Source organism: Rhizobium sophoriradicis (assembly GCF_025200795.1).
Lineage (GTDB): Bacteria > Pseudomonadota > Alphaproteobacteria > Rhizobiales > Rhizobiaceae > Rhizobium > Rhizobium sophoriradicis.
Genome location: NZ_CP104154.1, coordinates 173,098 through 188,724, shown reverse-complemented (window position 1 = coordinate 188,724; position 15,627 = coordinate 173,098). Strand labels below are relative to the sequence as shown.

At 62.6% G+C, this 15,627-nt stretch carries 14 protein-coding genes; 7 read left to right on the top strand and 7 right to left on the bottom strand.

The genetic code is table 11. The annotated features are described in order from the left end of the window. Nucleotides 1-46: 46 nt before the first annotated feature. Nucleotides 47-1,015, bottom strand: a complete 969-nt coding sequence (locus N2597_RS26480) for a zinc-dependent alcohol dehydrogenase family protein (protein WP_106797499.1) — start codon at nucleotides 1,013-1,015, stop codon at nucleotides 47-49. Nucleotides 1,016-1,069: 54 nt separating this feature from the next. Between N2597_RS26480 and N2597_RS26475 the strand changes: the two genes are divergently transcribed. From N2597_RS26475 to N2597_RS26455, 5 genes are all read left to right on the top strand, one after another. After that, entirely contained in the window at nucleotides 1,070-1,486 is a 417-nt protein-coding gene (locus tag N2597_RS26475; RefSeq protein ID WP_040111982.1) for an acyl-CoA thioesterase, read from the top strand. A gap of 3 nt (nucleotides 1,487-1,489) precedes the next feature. Continuing rightward, on the top strand, nucleotides 1,490-3,013 hold the full coding sequence (locus N2597_RS26470) for a class I adenylate-forming enzyme family protein (protein WP_183601927.1): 1,524 nt from the start codon (nucleotides 1,490-1,492) through the stop codon (nucleotides 3,011-3,013). Further along, nucleotides 2,991-4,184, top strand: a complete 1,194-nt coding sequence (locus N2597_RS26465) for a thiolase family protein (protein ID WP_106797464.1) — start codon at nucleotides 2,991-2,993, stop codon at nucleotides 4,182-4,184. The genes N2597_RS26470 and N2597_RS26465 overlap by 23 nt, the downstream gene beginning before the upstream one ends. Before the next feature lie 541 nt (nucleotides 4,185-4,725). After that, nucleotides 4,726-5,490, top strand: a complete 765-nt coding sequence (locus N2597_RS26460) for an SDR family oxidoreductase (protein ID WP_183601929.1) — start codon at nucleotides 4,726-4,728, stop codon at nucleotides 5,488-5,490. Between the two features lie 40 nt (nucleotides 5,491-5,530). Next, nucleotides 5,531-5,944, top strand: coding sequence for a cupin domain-containing protein (locus N2597_RS26455; RefSeq protein WP_106796421.1), 414 nt, complete (start codon nucleotides 5,531-5,533; stop codon nucleotides 5,942-5,944). 45 nt (nucleotides 5,945-5,989) lie between these two features. Here the strand turns inward: N2597_RS26455 and N2597_RS26450 are convergent, their stop codons facing one another. The 4 genes from N2597_RS26450 to N2597_RS26435 all read right to left on the bottom strand — a co-directional run bounded on the left by N2597_RS26450 (nucleotide 5,990) and on the right by N2597_RS26435 (nucleotide 10,840). Beyond that, a complete protein-coding gene (locus N2597_RS26450) occupies nucleotides 5,990-7,273 on the bottom strand; it encodes a cystathionine gamma-synthase family protein (protein ID WP_077989881.1) in 1,284 nt (427 codons plus the stop codon). An 86-nt stretch (nucleotides 7,274-7,359) separates the two neighbouring features. Continuing rightward, the gene (locus tag N2597_RS26445) at nucleotides 7,360-8,436 is read right to left on the bottom strand and encodes a YihY/virulence factor BrkB family protein (RefSeq protein WP_183601931.1); all 1,077 of its coding nucleotides are present in this window, start codon (nucleotides 8,434-8,436) and stop codon (nucleotides 7,360-7,362) included. 376 nt (nucleotides 8,437-8,812) lie between these two features. Then, nucleotides 8,813-9,652 carry a tetratricopeptide repeat protein gene (locus tag N2597_RS26440; protein WP_183601933.1) on the bottom strand — a complete coding sequence of 280 codons (840 nt, stop codon included), beginning with the start codon at nucleotides 9,650-9,652 and terminating at the stop codon, nucleotides 8,813-8,815. A gap of 6 nt (nucleotides 9,653-9,658) precedes the next feature. Next, on the bottom strand, nucleotides 9,659-10,840 hold the full coding sequence (locus N2597_RS26435) for an adenylate/guanylate cyclase domain-containing protein (protein WP_183601935.1): 1,182 nt from the start codon (nucleotides 10,838-10,840) through the stop codon (nucleotides 9,659-9,661). Between the two features lie 164 nt (nucleotides 10,841-11,004). Here N2597_RS26435 and N2597_RS26430 point away from each other — a divergent pair, with 164 nt between their 5' ends. Beyond that, nucleotides 11,005-11,775, top strand: a complete 771-nt coding sequence (locus N2597_RS26430) for a hypothetical protein (RefSeq protein WP_183601937.1) — start codon at nucleotides 11,005-11,007, stop codon at nucleotides 11,773-11,775. Between the two features lie 1,051 nt (nucleotides 11,776-12,826). Here N2597_RS26430 and N2597_RS26425 read toward each other — a convergent pair. Beyond that, nucleotides 12,827-13,765: a diacylglycerol kinase catalytic domain-containing protein gene (locus tag N2597_RS26425; RefSeq protein WP_183601939.1), complete on the bottom strand. Its 939-nt coding sequence runs from the start codon at nucleotides 13,763-13,765 to the stop codon at nucleotides 12,827-12,829. Beyond that, nucleotides 13,752-14,786: an SPFH domain-containing protein gene (locus N2597_RS26420; RefSeq protein ID WP_183601941.1), complete on the bottom strand. Its 1,035-nt coding sequence runs from the start codon at nucleotides 14,784-14,786 to the stop codon at nucleotides 13,752-13,754. The genes N2597_RS26425 and N2597_RS26420 overlap by 14 nt, the downstream gene beginning before the upstream one ends. Before the next feature lie 127 nt (nucleotides 14,787-14,913). On the opposite strand from N2597_RS26420, the gene N2597_RS26415 reads away from it, so the two are divergent. Further along, on the top strand, nucleotides 14,914-15,609 hold the full coding sequence (locus N2597_RS26415) for an NUDIX hydrolase (RefSeq protein WP_077989876.1): 696 nt from the start codon (nucleotides 14,914-14,916) through the stop codon (nucleotides 15,607-15,609). Nucleotides 15,610-15,627: the final 18 nt, after the last annotated feature.

Sequence of the window (15,627 nt, the reverse complement as noted above, 5' to 3'; positions counted from 1 at the left end):
GCCACCAGGGGCTAGGCGCAAGAAGCAAGGTCGGAGCGTGGCCCCCTCAAGCCAGCAGCACCTTGCCGCCAGTCCGGAAGGGAAGGGCAGCTTGCAGCGCCTCGCCGATCCTTTCCAGAGGAAACACCTCCCGCACCTCGGTGGCGATCACCTTTGGGGCGATCTGTGCGGTCACCTCGGAATAGGCGCGCTGGACATTATCCATGGTTTCGGAATGAACCCATTCCCGGAGATGGAAAAAGGAAAACCTGATATCGGGATGGGAGGCCCAGAAGGTATTCGGGATGCTTTGGCCCGAGAGCAGGCCATAATGCACGAAATGTCCGCCGGGCTTGAGCGCATCGGCAAGCACCGAGGCGCGCGGCCCGCCGACGCAGTCGAGCACCGCATCGAGCCCATGCCGGCCGGCGAGGCCGGCTGCCAGGTCGCTATCCTCCCTGTCGATGACAACGGTCTCGTGCCGTCCACGCAAGCGCTGGCGGGATTCCTCGCTGCGAACGATCGCCACCGGCTCGACGCCAACGGCATTCGCGAGGCCGATCAGGACCGATCCGATCGAGGAGGCAGCGGCGTTGACGGCGATGCGCATGCCCGGTCTCAGCCCGATCTTGTTGTGCAGCATCAGCCACGCCGTCATCGGGTTGACGTAGCTCGTCGCCGCCTCGAAATCGGAGAGCGCGTCCGGCACGCGCAGGCACCAGCTGGGGTCGGTGTCCTTGAATTCCTGCCACCCGCCGGCGCTGCGCACCGGCAACACGCGCGTTCCCAGCGGCAGTCCATAGACCGCTTCGCCGCAGGCTTCGACCACGCCGAAGGCTTCGAAGCCCGGAATGAAGGGCAGGGTCGTGCGGCCGGCATAGGCGCCTGATATGGTGATGATATCGGAAGGATTGATCGAGCGCGCCAGCAGCCGCACGCGGACGTGGTCGCGCCGCAGCGCCGGCAGCGGCGCCCGCTCGATCCCGACGACCTCTGGGGCCGGGCCGAATTTTCGCACGACCGCCTGATATTGCATTTGCATCCCCCACATGCTCGCGGTTAGAACAGCCCACCAATTTTGGATGATCGAATGAGCGTTGACGACAGGCCTTTAGCATCGTTCCGGGTCTCGATGCGAGACATCGACATCTATGGCCATGTCCACAATTCGGTCTATCTCGACTATTGCGAGGATGCCGTCGTCGAGTTCCTCAGGCACCGCGAGATCCTCGGCCATTTCCGCCACACCACCTCGGGTGTCGCCTATCACGTCAAGAAGGCGGAGATCACCTTTCACAACCCGATCGACGTCGACGATGTCGTCGAGGCGAAGGTCGCCGTCGAGAAGATCGGGCGCACGAGCCTCGCCTTTACGATCGAACTCTTTCGCCGGCGCGATGGCGCCCATTGCGCAACGGCCGGCCTTGTCTGGGTCTGCGTCGGCCTTTCCGAAAGCCGCCCGACGCCGATCCCCGAGGCGACCAGAGCCGCCTTGTCGCAGGGCTGATCCATGCCGATCCATGTAGAGCTTCGTCGACATGCCACAGAAAGGCCCAGCAAGCCGGCGGTGGTGATCGACGGTGGCGCGCTCGGCTACGGCGAACTTCATGCGCGCTCGCGGGCGATCTATCGCTTTCTCCAGCGGCTTCCCGGCACAAACCGCCGCACGATCGATCTGCCAGGCGTCGAGAAGCTCGTTGCGCTCAGCCTCGGCAATCATCTCGGCTTTGCCGAATATTTCGTCGCCGCCACCGCCTTGCCGAATGCCTGCGCCGTCATCGATCCGATGATGCCGGCCGAAAGGATCGAGCGCATTCTGGAGCGCCTTGCGCCCGACGTGCTTGTCGTCGACAACGAGGCGAGCGCAAGTGCGGAGATCGGCCGCCGGCTCGGCATATCGGTCGTCATCGCCGGAGCCGAGCCTTTCGATCTCACCGTACCGGCAGAGGACCTGCCGGATGATGCCGGAGGCATCTTCCTGATCGGCTTCACCTCGGGCACCACGGCCGAGCCGAAAGCCTATTACCGCTCCCGCGAGCAGTGGCGCCGGAGCCTCGACCGGGGACGGCTGGTTTTCGAACTCCAGAACGCGCCCTCGACCCTCTGTCCCGGCGCCCTGGCGCATGGCCTGGCGCTTTACGCCCTGGTGGAAGCGCTCGATGCTGGGGCGACGTTTCATTCGGTGCGGAAGTGGGATGCCGGCGCGGTCGCGCGCGCCCTCGCCTCAGAAGAGATCGAACGGCTGGTCGCCGTGCCGACCCATATAGCCGGGATTGCCCGCGCATGGGCAGGCGAGCCCGCGCTCACCTGCCTGCGCGACGTGCTGACAGCCGGCGCCAAGCTGAACCTCAACGAGGTCGAGTCCATGCGCCGCCTCTTTCCCAAGGCGCGCATCCGGGAATATTACGGCGCATCCGAGATCGGTTTCATGACGGTCTCGACGCTTGCTGGCGGCGAGACCGATTTTCCGATCGACCGGGTGGGACAAGCCTATCCCGGCGTAGAGATCACCATCCGCGACCCTGAAGAAAACGATGTCGGCATCGACGTGCCGGGCACCATCTTCGTCAACAGCGACCTGATCGCCGACGGCTATCTCTGGGGCGACGACGGCCAGGCGTTCCGGGCCACACCGGCTGGGGCGACGGTCGGCGATCTCGGCGAGATCGACGCCAGCGGCATGCTGCGGGTGATCGGCCGCGCCGGCGGCATGATGATATCGGGCGGCAACAACGTCTATCCCGCCGAAGTCGAGAGCGCGCTGAAAACCTGCCCCGGCGTCGAGGAAGCCGTCGTCTTCGGGCTGCCGGATGACTATTACGGTCAGAGGATCGTCGCCGTCGTCTCCGGGAAGGCGATCGATGCGAGAATCCTCGCGAACCATTGCGCGGGAAAGCTTGCAAGGTTCAAGATCCCCAGGCAATTCTACCAGATCGGCTCCTGGCCGATGACGAGCAGCGGCAAGATCGCGCGCGGCCAGGTGCAGGCATCGGTCATTTCGGGAGACGGCCTTGTCCTACGCCTATCAGCCTGACGAGGATTGGCAGCCGATCGTGATCGCCGCCTACCGCACGCCGATCGGCCGGGCCTTCGGCTCGCTTGCGACGGTCGCTTCCGAAGACCTGCTCGCGCCGATCATCCGCCGCATCCTTGCCGAGACAGGCATAGCGCCCGAGGCCATAGACGACGTGCTGGTCGGCAATGCCGCCGGCGGCGGCGGCAATATCGCCCGGCTCGCCGCCCTTTCCGCCGGACTGCCGATCGCCGTCCCCGGCGTCGCCATCGACCGGCAATGCGGCTCGGGTCTCGAAGCGATCATCCTGGCCGCCCGGCTGATCCAGGCAAAGGCCGGCTCCTGTTTCCTGGCGGGCGGCGTCGAGAGCGTCAGCACCGCGCCCTGGCGAGCCGAAAGGCCGAAAACCAATGGCGCCCTGCCGCGCTTTTATGCCCGCGCCCGCTTCTCCCCGGATGCGATCGGCGATCCCGATATGGGTGTCGCCGCCGAAAACGTCGCCCGCGCATTCGCCATCACACGGCAGCGGCAGGATCAATTCGCCCTGCGCAGCCACCGGCTCGCCGCCAAGGCGGCCGAAGCCGGCCTCTTCCAGCCCGAAATCGTCGAGATCACCACCCGCCAGGGGCTGGTGGAACGGGACGAATGCCCGCGCCCGACGACATCGATGGAAGCGCTGGAAAACCTCAAGCCCGTCTTCCTGGCCGGCGGCTCGGTGACGGCGGGCAATGCCTGCCCCCTCAATGACGGCGCCTGCCTGGTGCTCGTCATCAGCCGCGGCATGGCGAGACACCTCGGCATCGAAAAAGGTCTCGCCTTCATCGACAGCGCGGCGGCCGGCGTCGACCCCAACCTGCTCGGCATCGGCCCGGTCGCCTCGACCAAAAAGCTGCTGCAGCGCCAGCCCGACCTCTCGCTTTCCGCGATCGATGCCATCGAATTCAACGAGGCCTTCGCCGCCCAGGTGCTGGCTTCGCTCGATCAGCTCGAAATCTCTCCGGATGCGGTCAACAAGGAAGGCGGCGCCATCGCACTCGGCCATCCCTTCGGCGCATCTGGCGCGATCCTCGTGACCCGTCTCTACAGCCAGTTGGTCCGCAGCGGTACTCCCGGCGCCACCGGTCTGGCGATGATCGGCATCGGCGGTGGCATCGGGCTGACGGCGCTTTTCGAGGTGGTCCGGCTTTCGTGAGGCCGGGAGGATGCCGCAGCGTCTCGATTCCCTCTTCTCCCCAGCGGGGGGAAGGTGCCCGTAGGGCGGATGAGGGGGCTTGGGACGCCGGGGCTTCAGCAAAACTTATGCAGGCGTTCGACTGGAGTGCCAGGCATGGCCTCGCCGCCAACGTGGCGGATTAGCTTTACCGAGAGGATTTTCCGCGCGGCCCCCTCATCCGCCTGCCGGCACCTTCTCCCCGTTGAGGAGAAGAGGATATGCCGCGCCGCCTTCGTCCCTCGTGATCCGGCGGAGGCGAAATCCTGCCGTTCCGCAAAACGTTTCGACCGCAAGACCAGCCAGTCTACTGCCTTCGCATAGGGTGACAGCGACGCAGGGAGAGTGGTTCGCGGCCGCGATCCGGCGCATTCTCCTACGCATCGGTGGCCACCGCCGGCAGCCGGGAGTTCGCGCGGTGACGCCCTGTACCGATGAAGTCGCTTGCCTCCCGAGGACGCGACTTCGGCAGCCATCTTCCAGTCAACAGAGGAAAACCTCGCTGAGGACAAGGAGACTACCCATGAAGATCGTCATTATCGGCGGCACCGGCCTGATCGGCTCGAAGACCGTGGAGAGATTGCGCAAGAAGGGGCATGAGGTGCTGGCCGCCTCGCCGAATACAGGCGTCGACACGATTACCGGCAAGGGCGTGGCCGAAGCGCTGGCAGGCGCTCAGGTGGTGCTCGACCTTGCGAACTCGCCTTCCTTTGAGGACAAGGCCGTTCTCGAATTCTTCCAGACCTCGGGCCGCAACCTGCTGAAGGCAGGGGCTGCCGCCGGCGTGAAGCATCATATCGCACTCTCGATCGTCGGCATGGAGCGCCTGCAGGGCAGCGGCTACATGCGCGCCAAGATGGCGCAGGAAGATCTGATCAGGGGCTCCGGCATTCCCTATACGATCGTGCATTCCACCCAGTTCCACGAATTTATGGCCGGCATCGCTCAGTCCAACACCGTCGGCGAGACCGTGCATCTGTCGCCCGCCTATCTGCAGCCAATCGCTTCGGACGACGTCGCCGATGTGATGGCCGACGTGGCGCTTGCCGCACCCGTCAATGGCACGATCGAAATCGGCGGGCCTGAGAAGATCCGCCTCACCGAGATCGTGACACGCCTCTTCAAGGCAACGAACGATCCGCGCCAGGTGGTAACCGATCCGCACGCCCGCTATTTCGGCGTCGAACTCGATGACGACTCGCTCGTGGCCGGCCCCAATGCGCGGCTCGGCCGGATCCGCTTCGAGGACTGGCTCAACCAGCAGCCGCCCCAGAAGAAGAGCGCCTGACAGGGATTTGCGCCTGTCGTATCAATTGAGGAGACCAGACATGCCAGGAAAGATCATCTCGGCGGCGGCACTCGCCCTCACTCTGGCCGCCGGCACGCAAGCGCAGGCCGGGGAAAACAGAGCGCGGATAACCGTCGTTTACGATCAGAAGCTTCCCAATGTTCCAGGCAAGAGCATGAAGGCGGTGCTGGTGGAGTATGCGCCGGGCGGCATGTCGCCTGGGCATACCCATCCAGACTCGGCCTTCATCTATGCTACCGTTCTCGAAGGGGCGATCCGCAGTGCGGTGAACAAGGGCCCGGAGAAAACCTATAAGGCCGGAGAAAGCTTCTCCGAATTTCCCGGCGATCATCACAGCGTCAGCGCCAATGCCAGCAAGACCGAGCCGGCAAAACTGCTGGCAGTCTTCGTGCTCGATACCACCGAAACGGAACTGACGATCGACGACAAGTAGGCGGCCCGCGATGCCCGGCGCCGCCGGGCATCGTCCCCTGCCGCCTCAGGCCGCCTGCAGCGCCAATTCCAGGTCGGCGATCAGATCGTCCGGATGCTCGATGCCGATGGACAGGCGGATGGTCGATTCCAGCACGCCGATCCGCTCTCTTATTTCGGCGGGCACGCCGGAATGCGTCATGGCGGCCGGATGGCTTGCGAGCGACTCCGTGCCGCCAAGGCTGACGGCGAGCTTGAACACCTGCAGCGCATTCAGGAATTTGAAGGAGGCCGGTTGGCCGCCGCGGATATCGAAGGAGAAGGTCGAGCCCGCGCCGCTGCATTGGGCGGCGAAGGTGCGGCCCGACGGCGAGTCCGGATCGTGATAGGGCAGGTAATGCACTCTCTCGACCTTTGGGTGGTCGCGCAGGAAATCGGCGACCGCGCGGGCGTTGCTGTTCGCCCGTTCCATGCGCAGCTGCAGCGTTTCGAGCGAGCGGCCGAGCATCCAGCAGGAATGCGGATCAAGCTGCGTGCCGATTGCGCCGCGCAGCGCCTTGACCTGCTTGATCACAGCCTTGCGGCCGAGAACGGCGCCGGCGATGAGGTCGGAATGGCCGCCGACATATTTGGTCAGCGAATAGAGCGAGATATCGGCGCCATTCTCGATCGGCCGCTGGAAGACCGGGCCGAGCAGGGTGTTGTCGCAGACGACGATCGGCGTATGCCCCTGCTTCGCGCCGATCGCATCGGCGACGCGCCGGATCATCGCGACATCGACCAGGCTGTTGGTCGGATTGGCCGGCGTCTCGATCAGGATGACGGAGACGCGGCCCTTGGCCATCGCCTCTTCCGCCGCCTTCTGCACCGATCCCTCGCTGACGCCATCCGCAAAGCCGACCGCGGCGACGCCGAAATTGAGGAAGGTCTTTGCCAGCAGGGTTTCCGTGCCGCCATAGAGCGGCTGCGAATGCAGGATCGCATCGCCCGGCCGCACGAAGGCGAAGAGAGTCGTGGCGATCGCCGCCATGCCTGAGGAAAACAGCGCGCCGCTTTCCGTCCGCTCATAGACGGCGAGGCGATCCTCGACGATCTCGCTGTTGGGGTGGTTGAAGCGCGAATAGACGAGGCCAGCGCCCTTGCCGGCCGGCGGCTCACGACGGCCCGATACATAGTCGAAGAAATCCTTGCCGTCCTCGGCAGTATTGAAGACGAAGGTGGAGGTCAGGAACACCGGCGGCTTAACCGCCCCTTCCGAAAGCTCGGGGTCGTAGCCGTAGTTCAGCATCTGCGTTTCGGGATGCAGTGCATGATTGCCGATATGCGTTTTGGAAGGATGCGGGGCGGTCATGATCGTCTCCTCTGTCGAACCTGCCGAAGCATAAAATACATCAAAACCGCATCGAAGCAGCGGGCATCGATGCCGCTCCTTAACGATCAGCTCACGGTCTCGCCCAAAGTGTCCGCGACATAAGCCCCGCGCGCGCCCATCGGCAATGGCTGCCCCGTCGTCGTGTCCTTGGCCGTCTGATGCTCGAGCTCGGCGTTGAGTTCAGCGCCGATGATGAGAATGACGACGGAAAGCCAGATCCAGACGAGAAAACCGATCAGCGCACCGAGGGCACCGTATGTCGCATTATAATTGGCGAAATGCTCGAGATAGAAAGAGAAACCGAGCGACATGGCGGCCCAGGTAACGGTCGTCAGAGCCGCGCCCCACGTCATCCATCGAACCCTCGCAGGCTCGCGACTCGGCCCGATGCGATACACCAGTGTAACGGCCACCGCCACTACGAGCAGCAGCAGCGGCCACCTGAGGAGGAGCGCCATCTGCTCCTTGAACTGATCGAGCCAGAGATAGGAGAGCACAAGCGGCATCACGCCGACAAGCGCCACCATGAGGACGGCGAAGAACACTGCGCATAAGGTGAAGCAGAGGCCGATAAGGTTCAGTCGCACGAGGCTCCGTTTCTCATCCTCCTCATAGGCCACGTTCATCGCATCGAAAATGGCGAGCGTGCCGTTGTGCGTACTCCAGAGGGCGATGGCGAGACCAACGAAGAAGGCGATGCCGAGCGTGCTCTCGCCTCGTTCGACGAGCGCCTTGATTTGGTCGGCGAGAAGATCGAACGCCCCGGGCGGCAGGAGAACGACCAGCTCGCGGAGATGTTCGGATATGGTGACCGGATCGGCAACCAGCCCGTAGAGGGAGACGAGCGCCGCCAGCGCGGGAAATATCGCCAGCAGCAGATAGAAGGTGACGCCGGCGGCAATCAGAGTGACACGGTCGTGCAGGATCTCGTGGAAGACCCGCCAGAACACGTCACGAAGACCGCTGAGCGGAATGGCCTCCGGCGTAGCGGCGCTGCGCCCATGATCGTCGTCGCGGGAGGTATCGCCGGGCGGGACGACAGCACCGCGCTGCCTTGCCTCAAGGATAACAAGCGCGGCGATCGCTGCGGCCATCGCCGTCGCGCCGATGGAGAACCTCTTGAGGCGGAACGCGTCTGCCATTACCCTATCCTCCGATTTGCTGCGGGGATAACGCCGATAGCCGCTAAAGGATGCAAACCATTGCTTTCTTGCGGAGATTCCAGCAGGCGAAGGGCCCGGCGCCCTAAGAAGGCCAGGCCCGCGGCAGCTTCGCAAACTGCAAGCCTCTGGTTTTATTGAATTAACAGTGCACTACGGAAGCAAAACACGACTTTGGTTTCGTTACTGCTGTGTAACGGCTAATGTCGAGGCTTCGCGGTTCGGGCTCGTAGAGGCCCGATTATGCCTAAATAACGCGGCCCGGGCAGGTGGCGGCAGGGCGGCTGCGTTTGCATTTCTTGACGCGCCCAAGCGGCCAGATCCGATCGACGCATGCGGAGGGCCAGCGGGGAATTCCTTATTCCGGGAGGCCGGCCTTGCGCAAAGCCGACGCCAGCCCCTTCATGAGCTGCGGCCGCACGACATCCATTCGCACGAAACCGCCTATTGTCCAGTCCGGCGCAACTTTCAGCAATCGCGCGGCCGCCGCTCGCGCAGCCTCCAGACGATGGAGATTGGCATAGCTTGCCACCAGGCTGGCGTGGAGAATGCTGAATCCCGGGTTCACCTGAATTCCCAGAGCCGAGTATTTCACGGCATCCTCGAACCGCCCGGTAAACAGGCTGACCCAGGCCAATGCGAGATAGGAATGATAATTCATCGGATCGAGCGGACTGAGCCGAAGGGCCTTGAATGCGTGGTCTCGGGACCGGTCATAGGTCTCGTTGAACATATGTACCATCGCGCTCAGCCCGTAGGCGAGCGACGAATTGCCGTCCAGCATCAAAGCCCTGTCGAGCGCATTGATCGAGCGCTCGTAGTCATGGGTGATGGTGGCGTGGACGAAAGCTCCGAGACACAGCGCTTGCGGATCGTCCGAGCCGGTGACGAGCGCCGCATCGGCGTGGCCGAGCGCCGCGGCCCTGTCCTCGGGATCGAAGCCGCCGCGCAGGAATCGCTGCTCGTATCCCCAGGCGGCATAGCCGTGCACGGCGGCATAGTTGGGATCCAGACGCAAAGCTTCGGTCAGCAGCCGCAATGCTTCGCTGGTGTCCGCCGGGGTGTTGGCATAGCTATGCGGCAATGCGCGAAGGAAGAAATCATAAGCGTCCAGGCTATCAGGCCGCTTGCGACGCGCCCTCTCTATCTCGGCACGCCTGATCGTCGGCACGAGCATCCCGACAATGCCCTCGGTCAACTGATCCTACAGATCGAAAATATCTTCGGCCGCACCCTCGAACTTGTCGGCCCATATATGGGTGGCATCCTTCCCTTCAATCAATTGCGCGCTGATGCGCACCCGGCTTGCCGCCCGCCTGATGCTGCCTTCCAGCACGTAGCGGACGCCGAGTTCCCTGGCAATCTGCCTGACGTCGGTCGCCTTGTTTTTGTAGGCGAAGGTGGAATTTCGCGCGATGACAAACAGGCTCGGAATTCTCGAGAGGTTGGTGATGACATCCTCGACCAGCCCATCGGCAAAATACTCCTGCTCAGGATCACCGCTCATGTTCGCAAAGGCCAGCACGGCTATCGACGGTTTGTTCGGCAAAGCAGGCGGCCTGGACAGCCGCGCCTGCGGGGAGGTCCCTTCCTGCACGAGACGGTGAACCGTGATCGGCTCGGCAATGTTTTTGACCTGCTGCTCACCCATCGCTTCAAAGCCGAAGGCGAGCGTCTTTTCGACCTCACGCGCGACTTTGCCGGAGATGCAAACACCGCCAGGATCGGCGAGTTGCTGCAAACGCGCTGACACGTTGACGCCATCGCCATAGCAGTCGTCGCCATCGACGATGATTTCGCCGAGATTGAGCCCCATTCTCAATTCGAGCCGCTCGTTCTCCTTCACCTCAGCGTTGCGCTCCTTGAGCGCACCCTGCAGCGACACCGCGCATTCGACTGCATCCACGACGCTGCCGAACTCGGCGAGCAACCCGTCGCCCATGAGCTTGAAGATACGGCCGCGCCGCTTCGCGATTTCCGGCTCGATCAGTGCTTTTCGAATCCCGATAAGACGCTCGAACGTCCCGGCCTCGTCACGCTCCATCAGCGCCGAATATCCAACGACGTCGGCCGCAAGGATGGCCGCAAGCTTCCTCTCCATGGCCCCCTCACAAGACGCCGTGCCGAAGGTTAACACACAAACAAGTGGCGACCTATAGACCACCACATCAACCTCATGCGGCGCACCGACCGATGATGACACAGCGAACCGAAACGTCGATCGGCGGCAGCGGCTGCATGAGACGGAGGAGCGCCGATCATCCTTGTTGTCCGCGGACAACGGAGCAATCGCTTTCAGGATCAGCTGGATCGTGCCGGCTCGTGGTAGCGCGCCGCGTTGCTCGAGAGGTTGCAGCAGATTGGAGAGGAGCAAATCGAGATTCACGTGGTCATCAGCGCGCTGATTGCATCATCGTGAGCTATGGACCTGACTACCAGCCGTCGCCGCAGATACCATCCTCTACTACATTTCGGTTCTATTTAGATTTCGATCGTAGATTTGCGCCAAACTCAAATTTGACCACAGAGGAGCACACAGTGAGGGGGTTCATGCTGTTTAGCATCATTGGAGTGCTCATTCTCGGCGCGATGGCCAGCTATTATTGGGAGGGAAACCTATTTGGCTTCCGCTACTGGAGTTGGCGGCAGAAGCTTACGCTGTCGGTTGAGACTCCTAATGGGATAATAACCGGCAATTCGGTGACTGGCGCAAGTTGGGATATGCCACCTGAATGGTTCAAAATTGGCGATTCGGGAGGCGGGCACGGTGGCCCGCTCAAGCTCACCGGGGAAGCTGTTACATTGGAGGTGGCGCCGAATAAGTATCTGTTTGCGCTGGTTGACGATGCCGCGACAGAACTGGCGGTCACGCTCTTCGCCAGCCCACCATTTCGATCAGCTGATCGAGACGAGTACGCACGCTCCCTTGATCGAATTCAAATCATCGCAGAGGCGAAAAGGCTGACATCAAACCAATATCCTCGCCTGGTCACATTTACCGATATCAATGATCCGACCACCGTCCGAGATGTGAAGCCATCCGAGCTGGAAGAATTCTTTGGACCTGGAGTTTCATTGAATTCTATAACCTTGTCGGTGACGCCAGAGCCAATGACCGACGGACGAGTCGACGCCGCTCTTCCCTGGCTATGTGACTATGAGTTTCGGCCGAGCGGACTAAGCCACTTATCACATCAAACCATTGGCCCGTCCCCGACGGCACTAAAATCGAACAGATGCCCCTGGCGAAATTACGTTATGGAAGCTTGGGGAACGGATGTTGATGACAAGATGAAAAAACGTCTATGTTGCCCTTCCTAGCGGCAATACGTCAAAGAGTGCTGCAATCCAGGCGGCATCAGTATCGACTTCGACATGCTCCTCCCGACGCCTATTGGGAGATCCCGCAGTGGTTTGAGGCGGCCGGAGTGACGCAAATTGAAATCAGTGGCTCGCGATCCGAAGCGGATATGCTCGCTTAATCGACTGATGATACACAGCCGCGTGACGAGCATCGTTCACGCAGTGCTATTGAATTGAGGCACATCCGCGCACCGATCGGCCAGCGCATCTCGGCGCGTTGTCCGCGGACAACGCCGCGCCCAATCCCGCCACGGCGGCGCGCACGCGGCAACACTCTGTACGATATCGACATGGCCACCGGCTTGAATTCGCCGAATTGCGACACTACCTCGTGACGGTCCGATAGACAGCACTCCTCCTCCCATGCTGTCGGTCACTATCGAAGCCCGGCGCCCTCTCCTGCGCCGGGCTTCTTTCACTTTGACGCCCCAACACCCGCCTCGCCCTTCGAGTCCCCTACGGCGCAGAGGTGAAGCTCTCGCGGGCACCACGCGATATCCTCGACCACCTTTCGTCGACCACCGCACCCACTGGCGCACCCGCCTCCTCCTTCGAGGCTCCAGCCTTCGGCTTCCGCACCTCAGGATGCGGCTCTCTTGAGCGCTCGCGACATCTTAACCGCTTGAGTGCTGGCTGCCGTCTTGCGACGGTGGCGGTCGCCCTGGATGCTCCCTTGAGCGTCGGCGCGGCATCCTCCAACGCTCCTCATGCTGAGGCGCGCAGCCCACGGGGCGGAGTCTCGAAGGACACGCCACTAGGCCGCTCCTTGCATGAATGAACACTGGCGCTCCCGCCTCATCTTTCGAGGATAAGGCTCTCTTGAGCGCGCGTATTCGTCTCCTTCCGCGGGTGCGCATTGCGGGGTGGCTTCATCAGTTGATACGAGCCGCGCGGCCGTAGGAGCGCAAACTCAACCAAAGGCTAGCAAGCGGCAGCAACGGAAACAAACTTTTATATTGCTTCTGCAACGCCACCAACAAAAACAAAATCAATCTGTTATCCCACCACCTCATACCACCAGCGACCCCTGTCTTTCAGCGACGGTCACAACCGCCCGCGTCCCGGCATTGAACTCCAGAAAATCCGCCTCGATGCCGTCGCTGAAGATGACGCCGTGTTCGGGCATTTCGGAGACGATGGTCAGCGGCCGGGTATTGGAGACCAGGCCGGCGACAATGGTGGCGCCGGTGGTGCGGCTCGGGAAGGGTTCGCGCACGAAATAGCGCAGGAAGTCGGCGTCCCAGGCGAAGGACATGTCGATCGTCCGCTCAGCGGGGTCGAGACCGAGCGCGCTAGCGGTTCCGAGCCAGCCGGAATAGAGGCTCTTCAGCCAGCCGGTCGAGCCCATGCCCGTGGAGACGATGATGCCGCTCGAGGACTGGCGCTCCTCGCGCTCCTCGGCCTGCAGGATATAGCGGGCCGAGACGTGGCTTTGCGGGCCGATGAAGAGATCGTTGACCGCATGGATGACGGCGCCGGTATTCAGCGTTGCCTTGGCCATGCTGACGCGTTTGATCGGCCGCTTGTTCCTCAGCGCTTCGCCGATCACCTTCGGCAGGCTCTTCGTGTTGAAGGGAAGCAGCGGGCCGTCCCAGCGTGCAGGATCAGGGTTGACGCCAAGCACCGGCTGGCCGTCGAGATATTTCAGCGTATTGGCGACCAGCCCGTCCTGACCGAGCACGACGACGACATCGTCGGGGCCGAAGACGAAGTTCGGGAGGTAACGGCGGTCGAGACGCTGCACGCGGGCGACGGCGCGCAGGCTGGCCTCCACGTCGGCGATCGCCGTTTCGTAGAGCTTCTTCTCGGCGAGGTAATCGCTGAAATCGGCGCCGAGATGCTCGACATAGAACTGCGCCTGCTGCACGGTGTTGAACCGGGTGATGAGTTCGTCGAGGCGGGTCGGGCGGACGACCAGGATGATCTTGCGTTCGTCAGTGGCCGGCACGGTCCTTGCCCTCCTGCGGCTGCAATATCTCGCGCAGAAGATCGGGCGAAACATTGAGCTGGCCGATCTTCGTCGCATTGTCGGCAAGGTCGCGGAAGGCGAGCGCCATCAGCTGGCCGGGCTTCATGCCGACCGAGGCGAGCGCCTGCAGCACTTTCGGATCGGCCTTCTCGAAGGATTTCATCATCGCCGTCAGCGCATAGGCTTGGGCATCGGCCTCGGCCTTGGCGTTGGTCGCGGCAAGCGTCACCAGATCGCGGTTCTGCTCTTCCAGCGCGATCTTGCCGGCCATTTCTTCCCGCCGGATCTGCAGCTGCCACTCCTGCACGGCGCGTTCGGCTTCCATCTGCGCCTCGCGCACCTGCCGCCTCTTGTTCTCAAGCGTGATCTCGGTGGCGATCTCGTTTTCCTTGATCGTCCGCTCCTGCTCGATGGCGGCATTGCGCCTGCTATAGATGGCCTCGTCGGCCTGGCGGAGCAGGGCCTCGCGGGCATGGGCCTCCAGCGCCTTGGCCGTCTCGGCCTTCGGCATGACGGCGAGCAGCGACAGGCCGAGAATTTCAAGGCCGAGCGCTTCGATCGTCGGATGTACCTTAAGCGCTTCCGCCACGCCGGCGACGAGCGCCTCACCCGAGGCGAGAACTTCCTTGAGCGACAGCGTCTGAACTTCGGCGCGCATCGCCACCTGCACGCGGTCGATCACCCGGGTCGAAAGCTTCTGCGGATCCTCCGAGACATAGCTGCCCTTGTGGTCAAGCGTGAAGTTCAGGAGTGCTGCCGTGCGGCGCGGCTCGGCGATGCGATAGGTGATCTGCCCCTGCACGGTCACTTCCTGGAAGTCGGATGTCACCAGCGGAAAGATGAAGGGGTCGTTGACGCTCGCCGTCGGCACAAGCACCAGCGAGCTCGACGGCGCAAAATGCCAGAAGGCCAGACCGGCGCCTTCACGAATGGCTTTGCCGTTTTGATATTGGATGACGTATTGCGTAGGTTCCGTCTTGATGAAGCGCAGTCCGAACATGACCTTTTCCCTGTTGCTGGCGCGAGCCCCTGCTCGTGTCGACATGGAGAGAACATGACTTAGTGATAAATGTCAACTAACTTAGTTGGATATTTACACTAAGCCTCGCGTATGCTATGTTCGCATCATGACATCGCATGACAATGACGCCTTCAAACCGATCGCGACCGTCGATCTCGCGATCTTCTCGCTGTCGCCGGCGGGCCTTTCCGTGCTTCTCGTGCGGCGGGCGAACGCACCCTTTTCCGGCGACTGGGCCTTGCCCGGCGGCTGGATCCATATTGACGAGGATGCGGATCTGGAAGCTGCGGCACGGCGCGTGCTGAAGGAAAAAACCGGGGTCGAGACACCGTATCTCGAACAGCTGCAAACCACGGGCAGCCGCACCCGCGACCCGAGGGGCTGGAGCATCAGCATCGTCTATATCGCGCTGCTATCGGCCGATGACGTCGCCGAACGGCAGGGTGGAATGGCCGGAGAGGCCGAATGGCGGCCGATCGGGGGCGAGGGGGTCGGCTTGTCCCTTGCCTTCGACCATGCGGCTCTCCTGAAGGAGGCGCTCGGCCGCATCCGCAGCAAGGTCGAATATTCGAGCCTGCCCGGCCATCTGCTTCCGGTCCATTTCACCTTGAGCGAGCTGCAATCGGTCTATGAGACCCTTCTCGGCCGCAAGCTCGACAAATCGGCCTTTCGAAAGCGCATGGCCGAAGCCGATTTCCTGGAGCCGGTCGAGGGCGAAATGCGCCGGGCGAGCAACCGGCCCGCCCAGATGTTTCGCCTGAAGGATGCGCAGTCGCTGGCGCTGTTCGACCGGACGCTCTGACGCGCCCGATCAGGCGTT

Excerpts from the sequence above, each read along its gene's own strand:
- N2597_RS26480 (WP_106797499.1), bottom strand. The coding sequence starts at position 1,015 with ATGCAATATCAGGCGGTCGTGCGAAAATTCGGCCCGGCCCCAGAGGTC.
- N2597_RS26475 (WP_040111982.1), top strand. The coding sequence starts at position 1,070 with ATGAGCGTTGACGACAGGCCTTTAGCATCGTTCCGGGTCTCGATGCGA.
- N2597_RS26470 (WP_183601927.1), top strand. The coding sequence starts at position 1,490 with ATGCCGATCCATGTAGAGCTTCGTCGACATGCCACAGAAAGGCCCAGC.
- N2597_RS26460 (WP_183601929.1), top strand. The coding sequence starts at position 4,726 with ATGAAGATCGTCATTATCGGCGGCACCGGCCTGATCGGCTCGAAGACC.
- N2597_RS26455 (WP_106796421.1), top strand. The coding sequence starts at position 5,531 with ATGCCAGGAAAGATCATCTCGGCGGCGGCACTCGCCCTCACTCTGGCC.
- N2597_RS26450 (WP_077989881.1), bottom strand. The coding sequence starts at position 7,273 with ATGACCGCCCCGCATCCTTCCAAAACGCATATCGGCAATCATGCACTG.
- N2597_RS26445 (WP_183601931.1), bottom strand. The coding sequence starts at position 8,436 with ATGGCAGACGCGTTCCGCCTCAAGAGGTTCTCCATCGGCGCGACGGCG.
- N2597_RS26430 (WP_183601937.1), top strand. The coding sequence starts at position 11,005 with ATGCTGTTTAGCATCATTGGAGTGCTCATTCTCGGCGCGATGGCCAGC.
- N2597_RS26420 (WP_183601941.1), bottom strand. The coding sequence starts at position 14,786 with ATGTTCGGACTGCGCTTCATCAAGACGGAACCTACGCAATACGTCATC.
- N2597_RS26415 (WP_077989876.1), top strand. The coding sequence starts at position 14,914 with ATGACATCGCATGACAATGACGCCTTCAAACCGATCGCGACCGTCGAT.